Here is a 20,015-nt window from a genome sequence, read left to right on the forward strand (position 1 = left end):
GCATGGGCATACAACCTTTTATTTTAAGACACCACTATACAAAATGCTTACTTCTACTTCAGGTTTAAACTTTACTTTTGCATAATCTTTATCCCAATTTTTTTTCCTCCATAACTCAGGGTGATAAGCGATAAGGTGTCTGCCGATACCGAAAGCATCACAGTTTGCTTTTTGTAGCTTTTTTGTTATTTGTTTCGCTTCTTTCGTAAGTTGCTTTGATAATTCTTTATTTAGTTTTTTTCGTTCCCACATTTTATAAAGATTATCTCTTGGAGCCTCAAGCGCTATAACTTTTAGTTGAAGCTTAATGTGAGCATAAACATTTCCTTTTTTATCTGTTGTTATTTTTAAGTCTCGTTTTAATTTCCGATTGCTAATTTCCATCGTTAAATAATCAGATGTCGTCTCTGATTCATCGCTAGTAAGTTTTTGGGTGATACGGGCACTTGTTCCCATTTTTCCAGTTAATAACACGAATAAAACAGATTGTTTCAAAGGTAAATGCCCAGTTAATTTGTCTTTATTAAATAAAGATAATCCGTCTGTAATAACTTCTTTTTCTTTTATTTTTATAGAGGGGAGGGTAAAATCTTTACCTGGATCTAACATTTTTGTAGCAGCTGTTTCTAAAGTTTCTTTCGGAAACACACTCATATCTTCTAAGCTTTTTACTTTTTTCTTTAAAAAATCTCCAATTAATAAATTTCCTACTTTCTTTTTTTTGAGTATCTCGGATGTTTCACCATCTACTGCAATAAGTTTTACTAAAGCAGTTGGGTTTGTTGGGTCCCGAAAGCTGACATCTAAATAGGGTAGTATACCTTTCTTTAGAATTTTGGTTCCAAGTAATTGAACGCCATATTTGAAATAGCGGATATTCCCAGTTACATTTTTTTTTAGGGCATCACTTGTATCCCTTATGTTATATCCAGTTGCTGAATGTACTTCATTCTCGAATGAAGATTGTTCTCCGCTTGAACTTTTTACAAGTTCAAGCGTTTGTTGAAGTTTATTTTCTTCCGTAATATCATATCCAATGCTATAAGCTAATCTCGCTTCTCTTAATGGTTCTTGATCCCAACAGCCAGAAAGGAATGCACTAGTACATAATAAAAAAAGTAATTTAACTCTTTTTTTGAACATACTGCTCTTCTTTCTTATTTCTTATCACTGAATAAAGTAGAAATAAAAGAGGAAGGACAACGATGAAAATATAGGTGAACTTATCAGTGAAAGTTGCAATTACTTTTAATTCTTCGGGTGTATCGATAAATACGGCTACACTAAAGGCAATAATACCAACTATTGGAACAGCTTTTTTATGATTAGCAAGATTGAATATATGTCCAATTCCGATTGAAGCAGCACAATAATAACTAGCAATAGAAGCCACAACTGTTATCATCCATATTGGTATGAATAGTAAATCAGTACGGTCTATAATCCCGATATGTAAGGAGCGCAATAAGTAAGCAACTGGCTCTGGAATAAGCTCAACTTGCTTTGGACTAAATACGATAAAGCAAATCCAAACAGTGAAAGTATAAAAAAGGGTTACAAATCCATTAGCGATAGAAATTGCCTTTAGTTTTGCCACAGAACTCCCGTTTACTTTTGGGAAAGCGATAAGAATAATTTCAAAACCATACATAGCTGTAATGGTTTCCCTAGATGCTTGAATAATATTCCACCATCCGGCTTCTGTGATTGGAAAAATATAAGAAAAATCAGCTCGTGAAAACCCTAGTGCAATTAAAAGAGCCATGGGCAAAATGAGAATAGAGGCCATCACATAAAACCTTACAATTACTTTAAATGTATTATAGGCTACATAGCAGCAAGCTATTGTAAATAGTATGAGAATTGCAGACCAAGGGGTTGCTTGCAAAACCCATACTTTAATGACATTACAAGCGTTTAACATAACGGTCATACCAATAAGGGTAAAATAAAAAACATAAGCAAAACCTAATAGTTTTCCAAACTTATTACCAAATAGCATACAAACACTTTCATACATATCCGCATCAGGAAATCGTTTTAAGAAAAGCCACATAAGTAAAATGATAAGTTGAATTGCAAGACCAGCTATGAGAGCAGAAATCCATCCGCCGCCTTTCGCTATCGGATGAAGACGGTTAGGTAGAGAGAGTATACCGACCCCAATTTGGCATTGAATAACGAAAAAGGTAAATTGAACAAGTGAAATTTTACTTTGCGTGTTTGTCACCGTCCTCATCCTCTCTCGTTACATGTTGTCGTTGCATTTTTTTCGGTTTTGGATCATGTGGTCGTTCCCAAAACGACCACATTGGAAGTCTTACAAAAGAATCTTTCATATCTTTTATCCGCATCGGGGCAACAGGAGAAAGATATGGTGTATGAAATGAATGTAGTTGGCATAAGTGAACGAAAGTTATAATTAGACCAAATGAGATGCCTACATATCCGAATATAGCAGCAAGGAGCATTAACGGAAAACGAAGAATCCGAACTGCTGAACTCATATCATTTGATGGAACGAGAAAAGATGAGATTGCAGTTAAAGCTACAACGATAATCATTGTGTAAGAAACGAGTCCGGCTTTTACAATCGCATCACCAATTACTAAACCACCTACAATACCGATTGTTTGTCCAACTCGGCTTGGCAAGCGAATACCAGCTTCCCGTAATAATTCAAAGATTAATTCCATTAAGAGAGCTTCAAAAATAGGAGGAAGAGGCACTTTTTCTAAAGAAGCTTTAATTGTGTAAACGAGTTCAAGTGGCAACACATCAGGATGAAAAGCGACGGTTGCGATATATATAGCTGGTAAGAGAAAGGCAATCAAGAAACTAACTAAGCGAATCATTCGGACGAAAGAACCGACGATCCAGCGGTTATTATAATCGTCTGGTGATTGATAGAAAGCAAATAACGTAACAGGAACGATAAGTGCTGTTGGATCTCCATCAGATAAAATAGCAACTCGTCCTTCCATTAAATTTGCTGCGACTCTATCTGGACGCTCTGTATTTAACTGCTGTGGAAATGGTGAGAAAGACGTATCCTCTATAAATTCTTGTATATATCCTGGAGGCATAAGTGCATCTGTCTTAATCGTTTCTAACCTTCTTTTTACTTCTGTAACTAAATCGTCATTAGCTATGTTTTGCATATAAGCAATAGCTACTTTCGTGTGCATTTCTTCACCGAGTGTAAAATATTTAACAACTACATTTGGACTCTTAATGAGTTTACGAATAGAGGCTAAATTCGTTGCTAAATCTTCTACAAAACCAGTATGCGGTCCACGTACAATACCTTCATTATCAGGCTCTGTTATATCTCTCTTTAAAGATAGAGCCGTTTCAAAAATGCAAAAGCTTTCGACATGTTCATGAAAATATAAAGATTTACCTTGTAATAAAAGCTGCACACCATAATTTAAATTCGTTTCTTTTTTCATATTTAATGTAGAAAAAGCTTTATCTAAAGATAAATCCGACCGCGTTAATAATGGTTCAAGAACTAATTGATGAATTAGATTTGGATCTGCTAAAGATTCGATATATAAGATTATCCCTTTTCCGTTTTGAAAAGGGATATCTAATTTTTTTATATCATCAGAATGAGAAAGTTTATTTTCAATGTAATTAATGTTCTCAGGAAGTGATGGAAACATATGTTTTTGTTTTTTACTCTCTTGTTGTTCTTTTCTCTCTGTCATAATTTCCACCTCTTTTAAAGTGCAACTGTTTCTGTTAATTTTTGTCGTTTGTGAGAAATTTATGCTTGAATTATTTTTTTAAAAGAGAATTGAAAGTTACGTTATATTGTCTTTTGTGCATTATTCAATTTCATAGCAGTACTTCTCACATTTGTGTCGAATTAAGAAGATATATAGGAGGGATACATATGGAAATAGCTGTAGAACGTGTTTTTACGAAAGAGATCTTAAGAAGAGCGGCAAAGGCATTTCATGTAACAGTGGAAGAGAAGCCGCTTGGAGATTTTGAAAATTATATTTTTAAGGCGAAGGGAGATAATGATGAGGACTATGTATTACGTTTAACGCATTCTTCGCATCGCTCTAAAAAAGAAGTTGAAGCTGAACTAGATTTTTTACGATATGTTGCGGAGCATGGGGCAAAGGTAGCAGGACCTCTTAACTCAACTTCTCAAAATCTTGTAGAAGAAATTGGAGCGGAAGATAGCACTTTCTTTTTTGCTTCTTTATTTACATATGCAAAAGGTGAGCAAGTAAAAGGGGAAGGATCGCCTTATTGGGGAGATGATTATTTTGAAGCATGGGGAAAAGCGATTGGACAACTGCATCGCCTAACAATGAGCTATCCTAAAACAGACTATCGTGATACGTGGGAAGAAGACGAAAGTGGAATTGTTAATGAATTAGAAGATGATCAAGTGAAAAAGATTGCAGCGGTATTAATGGATGAGATTAAGGCCCTTCCAGTTGAAAGAGAAACGTTCGGTCTTATGCACGGTGATATCCATCCCGGTAATTTTCATTATGATGGTAAAGAGCTAACAATCTTTGATTTTGATGATGCGGCTTATAATTACTTTATACATGATTTAGCGATGGTTCTCTATTACTCTATTCTATTTACACCATGGACAGCGGAAGAGAAGACAGACTTTGCTCGTAAACAGCTACAAGTGTTACGAAAAGGCTATGAGCATGAGCACAGACTGGCGGATAGTTGGTATGAATCGTTACCGTTGTTTTTACGTCTACGTGATGTTGGTTTATACGGTACACTTCAAAAGAAGTTTAAGGGGAAAGGTATGCCAGATAACTTCCGAGAATTATCAGAAGAGCTATATGAAAGAATTATAAAAAGAGAAGCAATTGTGAATATATAATACATTTAGTTCGAAACAAAGTATATAAAACAAATATATACTTTGTTTTTTTATACAAAAATATGTTTACTTTATTAAAATAATATTGTCCTAGATTCAGTATACACTTATAATTTTATATATATTCTGAATATTCTTTATAAAGAAGGAGGGGGAATGTTGGAAGCTTTCGTGAATTGGTTAAATAATATTGTTTGGAGTCCAGCACTTGTTTATTTATGTTTAGGAGTAGGTTTATATTTTTCCATTCGAACGAGGTTTTTACAAGTAAGGCATGTAGGAGAAATGGTGAAGCTGACATTTCAAGGTGAAAAATCAGAGGCTGGTGTTTCTTCATTTCAAGCGTTAGCACTTTCGTTATCAGGACGCGTTGGGACGGGGAATATAGCTGGGGTAGCAACAGCGGTTGCCTTCGGTGGACCAGGAGCTGTATTTTGGATGTGGGCAGTGGCCTTTTTAGGAGCAGGATCAGCTTATATAGAATCTACATTAGCGCAAATATATAAGACGAAACATCAAGGACAGTTTCGTGGTGGACCTGCTTATTACATTGAAAAAGGTTTAGGTGTGAAATGGTATGCATTAGTATTCGTTGCAGCGACAATTCTTGCAACGGGGCTTTTACTGCCAGGTGTGCAGGCAAATAGTATTGCTGTAAGTTTAGAAACAGCTTTTGGAATTAACACCACCGTATCAGGGGCTTTATTAGTTGTTGTACTAGCTATTATCATCTTCGGTGGAGTAAAGCGAATTGTTAACGTTGCACAAGTTGTCGTACCGTTTATGGCAGTTGGTTATATTTTAGTAGCTTGCGTTATTGTTGCTATGAATATTGAAAAGTTGCCAGAAGCATTTATGCTAATTATAAGAAGTGCTTTTGCATTAGAAGCGGCTTTCGGTGGTATTATCGGTTTAGCAATTTCTTGGGGAGTAAAACGAGGTATTTATTCCAATGAAGCAGGGCAAGGAACTGGACCACATGCAGCAGCAGCAGCTGAAGTATCACATCCAGCTAAGCAAGGTTTAGTGCAAGCATTTTCCGTTTACATTGATACATTATTTGTTTGTTCAGCAACAGCATTTATGATGATTATTACAGGCATGTATAACGTATTTGATGCAAGCGGAAAAAACTTTATCGTTAATAAATTAAATGGCGCTCAGCCAGGACCAGGATATACACAGGCGGCGGTAGAATCTGTTTTTCCTGGATTTGGAAACGGTTTCGTTGCAATCTCGTTATTATTCTTCGCGTTTACAACAATTATGGCGTATTACTACATTGCAGAAACGAATATCGCGTACTTAAATCGTGATAAAGACCGTCCTTGGTTGTCTATTGTACTAAAATTTGTTTTTTTAGGAGCTGTATTCTACGGCTGTATTAAAACAGCAGCAACGGCGTGGGCTTTAGGTGATATCGGTGTAGGAATTATGGCATGGGTAAATATCATTGCGATTTTATTATTACAAAAACCTGCATTAGTCGCATTAAAGGATTATGAAAAACAGAAAAAAGAAGGAAAAGATCCAGTATTCGATCCGCAGCCATTAGGAATTAAAAATGCTGATTTTTGGGAGCATGAATACGGGAAAGATAAGAAAGAAGAAGTATCTTAATAGAATAGAAATGAAGAAGCAAAGGGGAAACCCTTTGCTTTTTTTATGGACAAATTGAAGCTGAAAGTTATTTTTGGGACTATTTTTGAATATAAAAAGAATGTACATGCGTTGTTAGGGGAAGGGGGAGTATGTTGATAGAATTTCGTAATGTAAATAAATATTATGGTAATTTTCAAGTTTTGAAAAATATTAATGTGCAAGTGAAAAAAGGAGAAGTGGTAGTAGTTGTCGGGCCTTCAGGATCAGGAAAAAGTACATTGCTTCGATGTATAAATCAATTAGAGGCAATTACAGATGGAGAATTAATTGTACAAAATACAGAGGTACACAATAAAAAGACGGACATGAATGAATTACGGCGAAATATTGGGATGGTCTTTCAACATTTTTATTTATACCCACATAAAACAGTTCTGCAAAATATTACACTAGCACCGATTAAAGTAAATAAAGTTTCCAAAGAAGAAGCAGAGAAAACAGCAATGTTTTATTTAGAGAAAGTAGGAATCCCGGAGAAGGCTAATGTATATCCACATCAATTATCCGGAGGACAACAGCAAAGAGTAGCAATTGCTAGAGGACTTGCGATGCAGCCGGAAATTATGCTGTTCGATGAGCCTACGTCTGCTCTTGATCCGGAGATGATCGGGGAAGTACTTGATGTTATGAAAACGCTAGCTAAAGAAGGGATGACAATGGTCGTTGTCACGCATGAAATGGGATTTGCGCGAGAAGTAGCAGATCGGATTTTATTTATGGATGATGGTCAAATTATTGAAGATACGACACCGGCGCAATTTTTTGCAAATCCTGAACAAGAAAGAGCTCGTTTATTTTTAAGTCGGGTGCTAAATCATTAGAGGAGGAATTCCATGCTTAAAATGAAAAAGTTATTTACTTTAATCGTATTTTCATGTTTATTCGTGCTTGTTGTTGCTGGATGCGGAAGTAAGAAAGATGAGGCAAAGGAAACAAATACGAAGCAAGGCGGGGCTGTTGAGCAAATTAAGAAACGAGGAAAATTAGTAGTCGGGGTGAAGAATGATACGAATTTATTTGGATTAAAAAATCCTTCAACAGGGCAAGTAGAAGGATTCGATGTTGATGTTGCGAAGGCACTTGCGAAAAAAATTCTTGGAGATGAAAAGAAGCTAGAGCTGAAAGAAGTAACGTCTAAAACACGTATTCCAATGCTGAAAAATGGTGATATTGATGCAATTATTGCGACAATGACAATTACGGAAGAGCGCAAAAAAGAAGTGGATTTCTCAGATGTATATTTTAAAGCCGGACAATCGTTACTTGTGAAAAAAGGAAGCAATATTAAGAGCATCGATGATATAAAACAAGGCGTTAAAGTATTAGCTGTAAAAGGATCAACATCTACAAATAACATTCGTCAAAAGTCACCAGAAGCGACTGTATTAGAATTTGAAAATTATAGTGAGGCATTTACAGCGTTAAAGGCAGGTAAAGGTGATGTGTTAACGACAGATAATGCAATCCTTTACGGAATGGCAAAACAAGATTCTAATTATGAAGTAGTAGGAAAAATTTTTACAGATGAACCGTACGGAATTGCAGTGCAAAAAGGTGCAGACGATTTAACGAAAGAGATTAATAACTTACTAAAAGATATGAAGGCGAGCGGGGAATACGATAAATTGTATGAAAAATGGATCGGTCAAAAACAAGAGAAGTAAAGTGAAACTTTATTTTTCTTGATAAATAGTAAAAGTGAGAGGATGAGAGTGCTCATCCTCTTCTTGTAAAGAAAGAGGGGAGAATATGTGCCTGATTTTTCTATATTAACGAATAACATTGATATGTATTTAGAAGGATTTAAATATACAGTTATGTCTAGTGTAATTGCATTGATAGGCAGTTTTATTTTAGGAGTAATTTTGGCAGTAATGCGCATCGCACCGATTCGTATTTTAAATTGGGTAGGTTCAGCTTTTGTAGAGTTTGTAAGAAATATTCCACTCGTATTAATTGCATTTATATTTTATTTCGCGTTACCTGTAATAGGAATTACTTTAAATGGTTTTGTAGCAGGAACAGTTACGCTTACCGTATATACAGCAGCGTTTATTGCGGAAGTTATTCGCGCTGGTATTCTATCAGTCGAGAAAGGTCAGATGGAAGCAGCACGTTCCTCAGGATTGACTTATACGCAAGCAATGTACCATGTCGTTTTACCTCAAGCTATGAAAATTGTAATTCCCCCTTTAGGAAACCAGTTTCTCAATTTAGTTAAAAACTCCTCAATACTTGGAATTATTGCTGGTGCTGATTTAATGTATCAAGGAGATTTAATTTCAACGAAGACGTTTGTTACGTTTGATGTATATATATTTGTCGGGATGTTTTATTTAATATTAACAATTCCGCTCAGTATGCTAGTGCGTTATTTAGAAAAACGCTTAGCAAAGGAGGCGGTGTAAATGGATTTTAAGGGAGCAATTACAGGGGATCATATTCTATTTTTATTAAAAGGATTACTTATAACGTTAGAGGTAGCGCTCGTAGCAATTGTACTTAGCTTTATTATTGGTAGTGTAATAGGGATATTGCGCTACATGAAAATACCTGTCGTCTCACAAGTATTAGGAATTATCGTTGAAGTAATTCGAAATTTACCACTACTTTTGATTATATTTTTCACGTATTTTGCACTACCAGAAGCAGGCTTGAAATTAGAAATTATAACAGCTGTAATTGTTGCTTTAACAATATTTGAAGCAGCAATGATATCTGAAATTGTTCGAAGTGGTCTATTATCGATTGAAAAAGGACAAATTGAGGCCGCAAGATCTTCAGGATTAACGTATGTGCAAGCGCTTTGGCATATCATTTTACCACAAGCATTAAGGAGAATGGTTCCACCGCTTGTCAGTCAATTTATTTCATTGCTGAAAGATACAGCATTAGCAGTTGTTATATCACTGCCAGAGCTTATGCATAATGCTCAAATTATTAGCGGACAAAATGTGAATTATATGATTCCAACGTTTATGGTAGTAGCTTGTATGTACTTTATCGTAAATTATAGTTTATCAATTTTATCCAGAAGATTAGAACTTCGTTAACCCTTACAATATATGTAAGGGTTTTTCCTTGTTTCTCCTTATTTTCCTCTAAATAGAATCTAAATCTAGCTATAATTAGATTTTTTATATTATTTTATCAGAAAAGTTTTAATTTTATATAGAAAATGTAATCGCTTTCGTGTATATTTTTATTATCAGAAAATTTTAACAAGATATAGGGGTATTTGTAGGGGGAGGATTTAGATGCAGCAACCAACGAATGAGAAATTACATCGTACGATGAAGAGTAGACATTTATTTATGATCGCACTTGGTGGTGTAATTGGAACTGGTTTTTTCTTAGGTTCGGGTTACACCATTAATCAGGCTGGACCAGGGGGGGCCATCCTTTCATATTTAGTAGGCGGATTTATTATGTATTTAACAATGCTTTGTCTTGGAGAGTTAACGGTAGCAATGCCGGTTTCGGGATCTTTCCAAAAGTATGCAACGAAGTTTATTGGACCAGGAACAGGCTTTATGATTGGTTGGTTATACTGGCTCGGCTGGGCAGTAACAGTGGGTCTAGAATTAACGTCAATAGGTTTAATGATGAAAAGATGGTTTCCAAATGTTGATGTTTGGGTATGGTGCCTTGTATTCGGCGTTATTCTATATGCGTCAAATGCTATCTCAGCGAAAAGCTACGCTGAATTAGAATTTTGGTTTTCTAGTATTAAAGTAATTACAATCCTTGCATTTGTTGTTCTTGGTGGTAGTGCATTATTAGGATTTATATCATATGACGGAAAAGAAGCAGCACCTCTTTTCTCTAACTTTGTAAGCGATGGTGGACTTTTCCCGAATGGACTAGCTGCCGTATTACTTACAATGATTACAGTTAACTTCTCGTTCCAAGGAACAGAGTTAATCGGGATTGCAGCGGGAGAAAGTGAAAATCCAGAAAAAACAATTCCACGTGCGATCCGTAATACAGTATGGCGCATTATGTTATTCTTCATTTTAACAATGACAATTTTAGTAGGATTAATTTCTTGGAAGGAAGCAGGCGTAATTGAAAGTCCATTCGTAGTTGTATTTGATAAAATCGGTATTCCATATGCAGCTGATATTATGAACTTTGTTATTATTACTGCGTTATTATCTGTAGCGAACTCTGGATTATATGCAGCGACACGTATATTATGGTCACTTGCAAATGAAGGAATGGCACCAACTTCTTTCAAGAAAGTAAATAAACGTGGTATTCCAATTACAGCGCTAGTCGTAACGATTGCGGTAGCTGGATTATCCCTATTCACAAGTTTCCTTGCAGAAGATACAGTATACATGTACTTATTATCGATAGCTGGTTTATCGGCTGTTTCAAGTTGGATCATTATTGCTCTATCGCAACTTCGCTTTAGAAGTCAGTATATAAAAGGTGGAGGAAAGTTAGAGGACTTAAAGTATAGAACACCACTATATCCGATTGTTCCAATTTTAGCTTTAATTACAAATAGCATCGTTGTTATTAGTTTAGCGTTTATTCCTGAACAAAGAATGGCGTTATACTGCGGTATTCCATTTATCATTTTCTGCTATATATATTATTATTATATGAGTAAGAAACAGCAGAAACCGATGAAAGTGGAGATGGACAAAACAAATGAAACTAACAATCAAACACGATGATATAAAGGCAGATTTATCGTACGCTCAATTAGCGATTGGAAAAGAAAACGGGTATTCACCGTTACAATTACTCGTTTCTTCTATCGCAGGATGTAGTGCAATTGTCTTTCGAACAATTTTAGAAAAGAAACGTATTACATACGATACGTTTACGATCGAAACTGAAATTGGTAGAAGTGAAGCTTTATCCAAACCAGTTGAAAGTGTTCATTTGCAATATAAAATTAAAGCGGAAAACATTACAGAAGAGCAGTTGGACAAAGCATTGCAGCTTGCAGTGAAAAATTGTACGATTGTTCAATCTGTAAAAGATAGTATAAAGGTTACGGAAACAATTGAACTAATAAAATGAAACATAAAAACGTGAGAGCCGTATTCTCACGTTTTTATGTTTTTAGAAAGAGGGGAAAGTGTAGTGGACTGTTTAGGTTGTAAATTAGCAAACGAAGAGGAAAAAATATATAAAGTATATGAAGATGATTATGTAACTTGCTTTTTAGATCATGCGCCTTTCTACCCAGGACATACTTTAATTGTGCCAAAGCAACATGTTGTAGAAGTAGAAGAATTAGATGACGTTGTAGCAAGATCAATTATGGATGCTTCTAAGCTGATTGCAAAAGCGATTAAGGCATTATATAAACCAGATGGAATTACAGTTTGTCAAAATGGTGGAGTATTTAACGAGTTAACACATTACCATATGCATGTCGTACCAAGATATAAAGAGCGTTCGTTTGCTGAGTTTTATACGGTGCAACCGGAGGAAAAGAAGAATCATAACTTTGAAGAGACAAAGAATTTGTTAAAAGAAGCGATAGAGCAAATACTGCATATTGAAAAGGTGTAAAAGAATTTTTCTTAGAGATACAGTCAGGAAAATTCTAATAAACAAAAGCCCAATTTCTCAGTTACAATAGAGAAATTGGGCTTTTGTTTATTCTATTATTAAATTTTATCTATAAAAAGATTTTGCAGTGTCACAAAGTACAGTGCTCATTCGTTATATAGAGTGAGAGGAGGAATTATATGAAAGTTACAAATAACGATTATGAAAAGATGGAAGAGCTATACGAGTTGTACGAACAAAAAATTTATTATGTAGCGTATTCTATTTTAAATAATATTCAACAGGCTGAAGATGCGGTTCAAGAGACGTTTATTACTCTTTATAAGAAATTGGAAAAGCTCCATAGCTTGAGCACTGAAGAGCTTAAACGCTATATTTTGAGGATCGCGAAAAACAAGGCGATTGATAGTTACCGGAAAAATAAACGACATGAAACATTTTTAGAAGAATATGAAAGAGAATCAATAGAAGCAGTAGATGAAAATATTGAAGAGTGGGAAAAACGTAAAATGTCTGAGGTTCAAATTGATACATTGCTAAAAGAGTTAAATGAATCTAACAGACAGGTGTTTAAGTACAAAGTCTTCTATAACTTAACGTATCAAGAAATTTCAAGTGTAATGGGGATTACGGAGGCTAATGTCCGCAAGCAGTTTGAACGCGCTCGAAAACGAGTCCAAAATATGATAGGAGGTATACAACATGACGAATTCAAAGAACTCCAAAGAAATATATGAACTTGCTGAAAAAATTGCTTTAGATGATTTTGATAAATCCGAAGAACAACATGAATTTTCACATACATATACGCGCAAAAAGAAACTGTTTATGGAGGAAATGAAGCTGAAGGACGAGCGACCACAGAAAAAGAGTAAAAGACATCGTATGTTAATCGCTGCTGCCTGCTTATTGATTGGTATGCCGACAACCGTTTTTGGTGCAGTAAAAGTCTATAATATGATTGTTCAAAAACAAAATTATGAAGTAAATGTGTCGGTAACAAATAAGGACACGAAAAAGGCTGATAAGTGGTATAAGCTGAAAATTGATAAATTACCAGAAAATATGGAAGCAATTGATGACTCTGCTATGAAATATTCATTTAAAGATAACGACGCAAATGGAGGCTTTTCATTTAGTCTTTGGAGAGTAGGGGAAAATGCGGACTTTCAAACTTTATATTCAAAAAGCTACGAAGAAAAAGAGATAGGTGGCAAGAAAGCAGTAATTGTTCATAAAGAAACTGGAAACAACAATGTAATGTTTGATAGGAAGGTCTTTCTCTTTTTTGAGAAAGAAGGGATTATGTTAGAAAGTTTTATTGGATCAGATATAAATGAAGAACAAATGATAGATGTCTTAGGGAATATTTCACTTGAGCCCACGTCAAAAGAAAAGGCATCACATATATCAAATTATGATAAAAAGTATTTTAGCCAAGCAGATGAACCTAAAAAATCTAAAGTGATTCCTTTGAAAAAAGATAGCAAACGACTATTTCATATAGGGCAAAAGGTTCCAGTAACGATATCTATGGATAACAGCCAAATTGAATATGTGATAGAAAAAGTTGAAGTTTTTGATTCGATTAAAGATTTTAAACAAGAGAACTTTAATGAACTTGGCCTAGGGATATTAAGCAAGAAGAAGGCTTTAGATCAGACGGGAAAACTGCTATCGTACAGACGGGATGTATATAAATTAGGGAATGGTAAAGATTCAATTGATACATTAGTAGATTCGCAATTAGTTAATGTTAAATTTGTCTACTTGACAACAACAGTGAGAAACATTGGTAAACAGGCGACAGAAGAAATCTATATGCATCCATCCATAAAGCAGCTTAAATTTGAAGGGAATGCATGGAAATACGCTAAAGAAGAGGGAATGGATGCAACGCGTATTATGACGGGAGAAGTTGATTATTTAGAGCCTCACGGAGATGGGAAAAGCTTCTACAATATTGGCAGTATCCTACCTGGCCAAACGATGAAAGTTAATTTAGGTTATTTTGTGGATGAGGATAAACTAGATTCAATTTTCCTTGATGCTTTCCGTTACAGTGGTTTTAGTGGAACTGAGAATATGAATTCGAAAAATCGTTGGTGGTTTGACATTCGTCAATAATAAAACAATAGGAACAACGGGACGAAAAAAGCTGCTTATATTTAGCAGCTTTTTTCGTCTTCATACATATGTAAAACTTCTTTCGCACGCATAAGTAAACCATCTATCAATTCTTTCGGTTCTAAAATTCGTGCATCTTTTCCAAGTCTATAAAATAAAGGGGTAATAAAGTTGATTTCGCCTTTATCAATTGTTGAATGTATATATCCTGTCCCGTCTTCGTTTATTACCACGAATTCTTCAAGGTAAGGAACACTTTTACATTGGCGCACGCCTTCTGTCGTTAGTAAAACATGTAATTGGGTAGGAATGTGCACTACGTTAGAGCTAGAGGTAAACCATTCTTCTAAATTCATGAACGTACTTTCATTTTTTTCTGTTGATAATATAGAAAGAATACGATCAACACGATACAGTAATACTTTTTTTCTCCTGAAGTCATAGGATGGTAAGTACCATAGCCCATCATGAGCGTATACACCGATAGGATGAACATGTTTTGTTTTTATCCCCGATTTAGATTCGTATTGAAAGTGTAAATTTTTATTTTCAATAGCCGCACTTAACACTGCGTTTAATAGAGGTGTATCAATTGTTCTCTTCGGATTCCAAAAAGCGATATAAGAACGTATTTTATTAACTTTCACTTTCGCATCATGTTGTAGAGAGCTATACAGTTTATGCGTAACGGAATTGATTTCTGTGTTAAAAGGTAAGTCTCGATAGTAACTTAAAGATTGAAAAGCAAAAAAGATGGATACCGCTTCTTCTTCAGTAAATAAAATAGGGGGAATGACTTTATTCGTTAATACTTTATATCCTCCATTACGACCTTGTTCTGCATAAATAGGTAATCCCATATCACTTAAATCTAAAATGTATCTGTGGACAGTACGAACGGAAATATTAAATTCATCAGCTATTTCTTGAGCTGTAAATGCTTTTTTTGCAGAAGCAAATATAAGAATATCTAATAAGCGTTTAGCTTTTGACAAATGTATCACCTTTTTTCTTTTTAAACATGACATAAATTGTCGTGTTTTATTGTTAGTATATTGTTTACAGCATAATGTTATCAAGATGAGATGTAAGGAGGAAAAAATATGTCACGTGAAATAGTTTTATTTATAGCCGCTAGCTTGGATGGATATATTGCGAAAGAAGATGATGATTTACAGTGGTTAATGGAAACCGAAGGAGAGGGAGATAACGGTTATACAGAAATGTACGAAACGATTGATACAATAATTATGGGAAAAAGAACGTACGATTATGTAGTAGAGCATATGGAAACATTCCCGTATTTAGATAAAAAATGTTATGTTTTTTCTAACTCACAAAAAGGTTCAAATGAACACGTGGAGTTTGTAAATGAAGATGTAGTGGAGTTTACAAAAAGGTTAAAATCACAAGAAGGATCTAAAATATGGATGGTCGGTGGAGGGAGTCTACTGAGAGAGTTCTTTAAGAATAATCTAATTGATGAATATGTTGTTACAATTACACCGCATATATTAGGTTCTGGAGTTCCGTTATTTCAAGACAAGAATCCGGAAATCAATTTAATTTTAACGGATACGAAACGTTTTGGGCAATTTGTAAATTTATATTATAAAGTAAAGTGATAAAAAAACACGACTATTGATGATAGTCGTGTTTCTTTATGGATGGTAATGAAACTATAAAGCAAGACCCGTAATCGACTTCGCTCGTTACAGTAATATTTCCGCCGTGTAGTTCTACAATTTCCTTCACGATAGAGAGTCCTAAACCAGTTCCGCCTGTAGATCGTGATCTTGCTTTATCGACACGGTAAAAGCGGTCAAAAATGTGAGGGAGGTCTTCAGGTGGAATACCTTCGCCTTCATCTTCAATTGTAATGGAGATACGTTTATGTTCGTCTGTAATAGAAATGTTTATATGAGAATGTTCTTTTGAATGTCTATAAGCGTTATTTAAAATGTTCACTATCACTTGTTCGAATCGCTGTTCATCTAAGTTTACTAGCAATGTAGGAGAACAAGAGAAAGAAACTTTAATGTATCTTTCTTTATACATGGCGTTTACTTTTTCAGCTATGCGAGTAAGGAAGGTGTGTAAATGCACTTCCTTTACTTGAATAGAAAAGCTATGTTGTTCTATTTGTGCAAGTGAAAATAAATCTTGAACTAAGTTTGTAATGTAATCAGACTCGTCTTTTATAATTGATAAATATCGCAAACGTTGTTCAGGAGGGGTGCTTTCTTTTAAAGCAATGTCAGCATAACCTCGTACGTATGTTAACGGTGTTCGTAATTCGTGAGCAACACTTGCTAGAAATTCACTTCGCTCTGTTTTCATATAATGTAAATCATTTGCGAGCGTTTGAATAGATGATGCTAGTTCACCAATTTCATCATTTCGAGTAGTCGTTAATGAAACGGACAAATCGCCTTTACTCATTTTTTCAGTTGCATGTTTCATGTGTAACAATGGCTTTGTTAATAAACGTGATAATAGGAAAATTGTGATGACTGTGAGTAGAAACGTGATGGCACCAGCAATAATGAATTGTTTCGTTAATCCATTAACCAACTTTTCAATTGATTCTGTTCCAAGAAACATGTACACATAGCCTTCATGTTTTCCATCGACTACAATAGGGCTAACTGTACATATATAATTAGATGTTTTCCAATGATTTTCTATAATCGCTCCATTATGGTCTGTTCGAGTTTGCATTTTACTAATATGATCGTTTATAGTCGTGTTTATTTCGTTAGATTTAGCTAGTATTTCTTTATTTGTATTTGTAATAACGACAGTTGTTTCAGCTTCAGATTCCATTAGTGCTACGTGAGAGATTGTTTGCTTATCATAATATTTTTCAAGTACATCACGATGACTGTTTCCACGTTTTAATAAAGCAGTCATTTCTTCATTTACTCTAGTGTTTACGAGACTATAATAGAGCAATACAAATAGAACACTTTCAATTAAAAGTGTGACAATTAAAAAATAAAATCCGAATTGAATAGAGATTCGTTTCATCACTTTGCTCCTTAATGTTCGGTATCAATCCATCGATAACCTACTCCATACACGGTTTTTAAATGATGATCAATAGGGAAATTTGCTTTTCGCAATTTATCACGCAAATTACGAATATGTGAATCGACTGTGCGATCTTCTGTATTTGTGTTTAATCCCCAAATTCGTTCAATGAGCTGATCACGGCTTAATACATAATTCACATGGCGTAAAAATAACCCGAGTAAAGAGAATTCGATCGGTGTGAGAAGAAGTTCTTCATTATGTACAGAAGCGAAGTGTTTTGTTTCATCCCATACAATACCGTGATATTGGATTTGTTTATGTTCATTTGTACGTCTTAAAACGGCTTCAATTCTTGCGAAAAGTTCTTCTTCATGGAAAGGTTTCGTTACGTAATCATCCGCTCCGAGTTTTAATCCTTGGATGACATCTACTGTTTGATCACGAGCGGTAACCATAATAATAGGAACGTTACTAAATGAACGGATTCTTTTGCACGTTTCCCATCCGTCCATCTTTGGCATCATAATATCGAGTAAAACAAATTTAAAGTTTCGATTTTCTATATGTAAAATAGCTTCTTCTCCGGAAGTCGCACATACGCAGTTATATCCAATTGGAGTAAGATAAAGCGTTAATAATTCAAGCATTCTCGGTTCATCGTCTACGAGCAGTATATCAATCATAGAGAGCCCTCCATATTTATAATCGTTACTTAAAGTGTAATGCAAAATCATGAAGAAATGGTGCAGATTATGATGTGTCTGCATAATTTCTTCAGAATTGCTTGTTATTGTGGAGTTGAAATTACATTTTAGGTAATCATATTGGCTCAAAAATGATTAATACGGAGGCGGTATAGTGAAAAAAATGACCCGAATTTTTGGGATAACAATAATTACAGCAGTTGGTCTTGCTGCATGTGGGCAAACGAATACAGACCATAAAAATCATGAATCTACAAAAGAGAAGAAAACAGAGCAAAAGGAAATGAAAATGAATCAGGAAGTAACCGCGCCAAAAGAAATGAACGAAGGGGCATCGAATGATTTATTAACGACAAGTCTAAAAAATGTAACGAGGTTAAATACAAATGACCCCCTAAAAATGGCAGTGTTAACTTCGCAAACGATATGGCCAGCAACCCATAAAGAGAACCAGCCAGGTGCTGTTATTTTAGTACCAGCAAGCGAGTGGCAATTAGGTATTGCGAGTGCAGACCTTATTCATCATCCGAATAACGGGCCGATTTTATTTATAGAAAAAGAAAAGATACCGGAAATGACGTTAAAAGAAATAAAACGATTAAATCCAATCGGAACGAAAGATGGAACACAAATTATGGTGATGGGAGATGTAGGTACTAGCGCGCTTGAACAATTGAAAGGTTATAAAGTAAAACAAATAAAAGAAACGGACCCAGCTATATTTGCGAAGGATGTTGATAAGGAGTATGCCGATATAACAGGAAGCTACCCAAATAGTGTTATTATCGGTTCGTCTGCAGAAGAAGGACGTTTATATACAACACCCGCTGTAAATTGGATTTCTCATATGCCGGAACCACTACTCTATACAGAAAAGAATAAAGTGCCAGAAGCGACAATAGAGGCATTAAAAATGAGAAAAGATAAAGCAAATATATATGTATTAGGGCCAGAAAAAATTGTTTCAAAAGAAGTAGAAAAAGAGTTAAGCAAATACGGGAAAGTAACGCGTATTAGTGGAGAGACCCCTACAGAAAACTCGATTGCGTTCGCTAAATTTAAAGATGAAAAAACAAAATTTGGCTGGGGATTCACAAAACCTGGTCACGGTTTATCATTTGTTTCAAGCAAAACACCAGATTTAGCAGTTGCTGGAGCACCTTTTTCACATATGGGTAAACACGCACCTGTTGTCTTGTTAGAAGAAGGGAAAGCTTCACAACCAGTGTATGACTTCCTTGCTACTATTCAGCCGAAGTTTAAAGATGATCCAACACTTGGACCATATAATCATGGCTTCTTATTAGGAAGTACGAGTGATATTTCATTTGAAACACAAGGAATACTAGATGAGAGGTTAGAAATTGTTCAGGAAAGTGGTCAAGGACACGGTGGACATTAATAAAATGAGAAAAGACGCTACTGATATAGCGTCTTTTTTTATTTCCCTCGACAAAATATGACAAAAAAGTTGTAACTGTTTCTGTTATGATAGTTTCGGAAATCTTACATTTTACATAATCGGAGGAAAAGAAATGTATAAAAAATTGGGTACTATCGCTTTAACAGGTGCACTTGCTTTTAGTTTAGCTGCTTGTGGTGAAACTGAAGTTAAAGAAGTGAGTAAAAACGATGCTCCTAAACAGGCTGAAAAGAAAGATAAAAAGGAAAAAGCTGAAAGCAAGATTTATAAAATTGGAGATACGGTAGAAGTTAATGGCCTACAACTTACTTTCAGTTCAGCTAAATTCGTTGAGCCTAACGAATACGTAAAAGCTGAAAAAGGGAAAGTACTAGAAATCGCTTTTAATGCTAAAAATAATGGCAAAAAAGATATATATTTTGGAACTTCTGAATTAAAAATTGCTGATACTAACGGCAACCAATTCAAAGAGTACTTTGGTGGGGAAAATACGTTTATAAACGAAAATATTGCGCCAGGTAACCAAATTACAAACAAAATGTTATTTGATGTACCAGAAGGCGATAAGTTTGTTGGTACATTTAAACCTACATTTACATTTGACGAGAAATCAGTGAAATTTGAATTTGAAGTTGCTAAATAAGGAGAGATT

Annotated in this window: 20 protein-coding genes; 14 read left to right on the forward strand and 6 right to left on the reverse strand. The window is 34.9% G+C overall.

The features are described 5' to 3' along the window. Positions 1 to 18 precede the first annotated feature (18 nt). Genes NZ044_RS03465 through gerKA form a run of 3 tightly spaced genes read right to left on the reverse strand, consistent with a single transcriptional unit; the run spans position 19 to position 3,713 of the window. Entirely contained in the window at positions 19 to 1,143 is a 1,125-nt protein-coding gene (locus tag NZ044_RS03465; protein ID WP_044783723.1) for a Ger(x)C family spore germination protein, read from the reverse strand. After that, a complete protein-coding gene (locus NZ044_RS03470; protein WP_340949563.1) occupies positions 1,124 to 2,230 on the reverse strand; it encodes a GerAB/ArcD/ProY family transporter in 1,107 nt (368 codons plus the stop codon). Before NZ044_RS03470 ends, NZ044_RS03465 begins: the two co-directional genes overlap by 20 nt. Further along, positions 2,211 to 3,713, reverse strand: a complete 1,503-nt coding sequence (gene gerKA / locus NZ044_RS03475; protein WP_044783725.1) for a spore germination protein GerKA — start codon at positions 3,711 to 3,713, stop codon at positions 2,211 to 2,213. The genes NZ044_RS03470 and gerKA overlap by 20 nt, the downstream gene beginning before the upstream one ends. Before the next feature lie 188 nt (positions 3,714 to 3,901). Here gerKA and NZ044_RS03480 point away from each other — a divergent pair, with 188 nt between their 5' ends. The 11 genes from NZ044_RS03480 to NZ044_RS03530 all read left to right on the forward strand — a co-directional run bounded on the left by NZ044_RS03480 (position 3,902) and on the right by NZ044_RS03530 (position 14,200). Beyond that, positions 3,902 to 4,873 (forward strand): phosphotransferase enzyme family protein, encoded by a 972-nt coding sequence (locus tag NZ044_RS03480; protein ID WP_000401662.1) that lies wholly within the window; start codon positions 3,902 to 3,904, stop codon positions 4,871 to 4,873. Between the two features lie 159 nt (positions 4,874 to 5,032). Continuing rightward, on the forward strand, positions 5,033 to 6,493 hold the full coding sequence (locus NZ044_RS03485) for an alanine/glycine:cation symporter family protein (protein WP_000387172.1): 1,461 nt from the start codon (positions 5,033 to 5,035) through the stop codon (positions 6,491 to 6,493). 134 nt (positions 6,494 to 6,627) lie between these two features. After that, complete coding sequence (locus NZ044_RS03490) at positions 6,628 to 7,356, forward strand: amino acid ABC transporter ATP-binding protein (protein WP_002162934.1); 729 nt, start codon at positions 6,628 to 6,630, stop codon at positions 7,354 to 7,356. 12 nt (positions 7,357 to 7,368) lie between these two features. Next, on the forward strand, positions 7,369 to 8,199 hold the full coding sequence (gene glnH, locus NZ044_RS03495) for a glutamine ABC transporter substrate-binding protein GlnH (RefSeq protein ID WP_000916489.1): 831 nt from the start codon (positions 7,369 to 7,371) through the stop codon (positions 8,197 to 8,199). A gap of 87 nt (positions 8,200 to 8,286) precedes the next feature. Further along, positions 8,287 to 8,943, forward strand: coding sequence for an amino acid ABC transporter permease (locus tag NZ044_RS03500; RefSeq protein ID WP_001112685.1), 657 nt, complete (start codon positions 8,287 to 8,289; stop codon positions 8,941 to 8,943). After that, the gene (locus NZ044_RS03505) at positions 8,944 to 9,588 is read left to right on the forward strand and encodes an amino acid ABC transporter permease (RefSeq protein WP_000345975.1); all 645 of its coding nucleotides are present in this window, start codon (positions 8,944 to 8,946) and stop codon (positions 9,586 to 9,588) included. A 204-nt stretch (positions 9,589 to 9,792) separates the two neighbouring features. Continuing rightward, the gene (locus NZ044_RS03510) at positions 9,793 to 11,223 is read left to right on the forward strand and encodes an amino acid permease (RefSeq protein ID WP_001187093.1); all 1,431 of its coding nucleotides are present in this window, start codon (positions 9,793 to 9,795) and stop codon (positions 11,221 to 11,223) included. Beyond that, entirely contained in the window at positions 11,198 to 11,575 is a 378-nt protein-coding gene (locus tag NZ044_RS03515) for an OsmC family protein (RefSeq protein WP_000778854.1), read from the forward strand. Before NZ044_RS03510 ends, NZ044_RS03515 begins: the two co-directional genes overlap by 26 nt. A 63-nt stretch (positions 11,576 to 11,638) precedes the next feature. Then, on the forward strand, positions 11,639 to 12,073 hold the full coding sequence (locus tag NZ044_RS03520) for an HIT family protein (RefSeq protein WP_000340518.1): 435 nt from the start codon (positions 11,639 to 11,641) through the stop codon (positions 12,071 to 12,073). 179 nt (positions 12,074 to 12,252) lie between these two features. Beyond that, positions 12,253 to 12,810 (forward strand): RNA polymerase sigma factor, encoded by a 558-nt coding sequence (locus NZ044_RS03525; protein WP_098505638.1) that lies wholly within the window; start codon positions 12,253 to 12,255, stop codon positions 12,808 to 12,810. Further along, positions 12,776 to 14,200, forward strand: coding sequence for a DUF4367 domain-containing protein (locus NZ044_RS03530; protein WP_000185125.1), 1,425 nt, complete (start codon positions 12,776 to 12,778; stop codon positions 14,198 to 14,200). The genes NZ044_RS03525 and NZ044_RS03530 overlap by 35 nt, the downstream gene beginning before the upstream one ends. A 41-nt stretch (positions 14,201 to 14,241) precedes the next feature. Here the strand turns inward: NZ044_RS03530 and NZ044_RS03535 are convergent, their stop codons facing one another. Further along, positions 14,242 to 15,228, reverse strand: coding sequence for a helix-turn-helix transcriptional regulator (locus NZ044_RS03535; protein WP_114365429.1), 987 nt, complete (start codon positions 15,226 to 15,228; stop codon positions 14,242 to 14,244). A gap of 75 nt (positions 15,229 to 15,303) precedes the next feature. On the opposite strand from NZ044_RS03535, the gene NZ044_RS03540 reads away from it, so the two are divergent. Further along, positions 15,304 to 15,825 (forward strand): dihydrofolate reductase family protein, encoded by a 522-nt coding sequence (locus tag NZ044_RS03540; RefSeq protein WP_097891595.1) that lies wholly within the window; start codon positions 15,304 to 15,306, stop codon positions 15,823 to 15,825. A 13-nt stretch (positions 15,826 to 15,838) separates the two neighbouring features. On the opposite strand, the gene NZ044_RS03545 is transcribed toward NZ044_RS03540, so the two are convergent. Next, positions 15,839 to 17,230: a sensor histidine kinase gene (locus tag NZ044_RS03545; protein ID WP_000822549.1), complete on the reverse strand. Its 1,392-nt coding sequence runs from the start codon at positions 17,228 to 17,230 to the stop codon at positions 15,839 to 15,841. 11 nt (positions 17,231 to 17,241) lie between these two features. Next, positions 17,242 to 17,919: a response regulator transcription factor gene (locus NZ044_RS03550; protein WP_000565487.1), complete on the reverse strand. Its 678-nt coding sequence runs from the start codon at positions 17,917 to 17,919 to the stop codon at positions 17,242 to 17,244. A gap of 175 nt (positions 17,920 to 18,094) precedes the next feature. On the opposite strand from NZ044_RS03550, the gene NZ044_RS03555 reads away from it, so the two are divergent. Together NZ044_RS03555 and NZ044_RS03560 are read left to right on the forward strand one after the other, a co-directional pair. Beyond that, positions 18,095 to 19,342 carry a hypothetical protein gene (locus NZ044_RS03555; protein ID WP_000738865.1) on the forward strand — a complete coding sequence of 416 codons (1,248 nt, stop codon included), beginning with the start codon at positions 18,095 to 18,097 and terminating at the stop codon, positions 19,340 to 19,342. Between the two features lie 133 nt (positions 19,343 to 19,475). Continuing rightward, on the forward strand, positions 19,476 to 20,006 hold the full coding sequence (locus NZ044_RS03560) for a DUF4352 domain-containing protein (protein WP_000277056.1): 531 nt from the start codon (positions 19,476 to 19,478) through the stop codon (positions 20,004 to 20,006). Positions 20,007 to 20,015: the final 9 nt, after the last annotated feature.

The sequence above is a fragment of the Bacillus sp. FSL K6-1338 genome (genome assembly GCF_038006965.1).
In the GTDB taxonomy this organism is placed as follows: domain Bacteria; phylum Bacillota; class Bacilli; order Bacillales; family Bacillaceae_G; genus Bacillus_A; species Bacillus_A thuringiensis_S.

Bases quoted from the DNA above. Each gene is read 5' to 3' on its own strand.
- NZ044_RS03560 (WP_000277056.1), top strand. From the start codon at position 19,476: ATGTATAAAAAATTGGGTACTATCGCTTTAACAGGTGCACTTGCTTTT.
- NZ044_RS03525 (WP_098505638.1), top strand. From the start codon at position 12,253: ATGAAAGTTACAAATAACGATTATGAAAAGATGGAAGAGCTATACGAG.
- NZ044_RS03465 (WP_044783723.1), bottom strand. From the start codon at position 1,143: ATGTTCAAAAAAAGAGTTAAATTACTTTTTTTATTATGTACTAGTGCA.
- gerKA (WP_044783725.1), bottom strand. From the start codon at position 3,713: ATGACAGAGAGAAAAGAACAACAAGAGAGTAAAAAACAAAAACATATG.
- glnH (WP_000916489.1), top strand. From the start codon at position 7,369: ATGCTTAAAATGAAAAAGTTATTTACTTTAATCGTATTTTCATGTTTA.
- NZ044_RS03515 (WP_000778854.1), top strand. From the start codon at position 11,198: ATGAAACTAACAATCAAACACGATGATATAAAGGCAGATTTATCGTAC.
- NZ044_RS03505 (WP_000345975.1), top strand. From the start codon at position 8,944: ATGGATTTTAAGGGAGCAATTACAGGGGATCATATTCTATTTTTATTA.
- NZ044_RS03535 (WP_114365429.1), bottom strand. From the start codon at position 15,228: ATGTCATGTTTAAAAAGAAAAAAGGTGATACATTTGTCAAAAGCTAAA.
- NZ044_RS03540 (WP_097891595.1), top strand. From the start codon at position 15,304: ATGTCACGTGAAATAGTTTTATTTATAGCCGCTAGCTTGGATGGATAT.
- NZ044_RS03530 (WP_000185125.1), top strand. From the start codon at position 12,776: ATGACGAATTCAAAGAACTCCAAAGAAATATATGAACTTGCTGAAAAA.
- NZ044_RS03480 (WP_000401662.1), top strand. From the start codon at position 3,902: ATGGAAATAGCTGTAGAACGTGTTTTTACGAAAGAGATCTTAAGAAGA.
- NZ044_RS03545 (WP_000822549.1), bottom strand. From the start codon at position 17,230: ATGAAACGAATCTCTATTCAATTCGGATTTTATTTTTTAATTGTCACA.
- NZ044_RS03550 (WP_000565487.1), bottom strand. From the start codon at position 17,919: ATGATTGATATACTGCTCGTAGACGATGAACCGAGAATGCTTGAATTA.
- NZ044_RS03510 (WP_001187093.1), top strand. From the start codon at position 9,793: ATGCAGCAACCAACGAATGAGAAATTACATCGTACGATGAAGAGTAGA.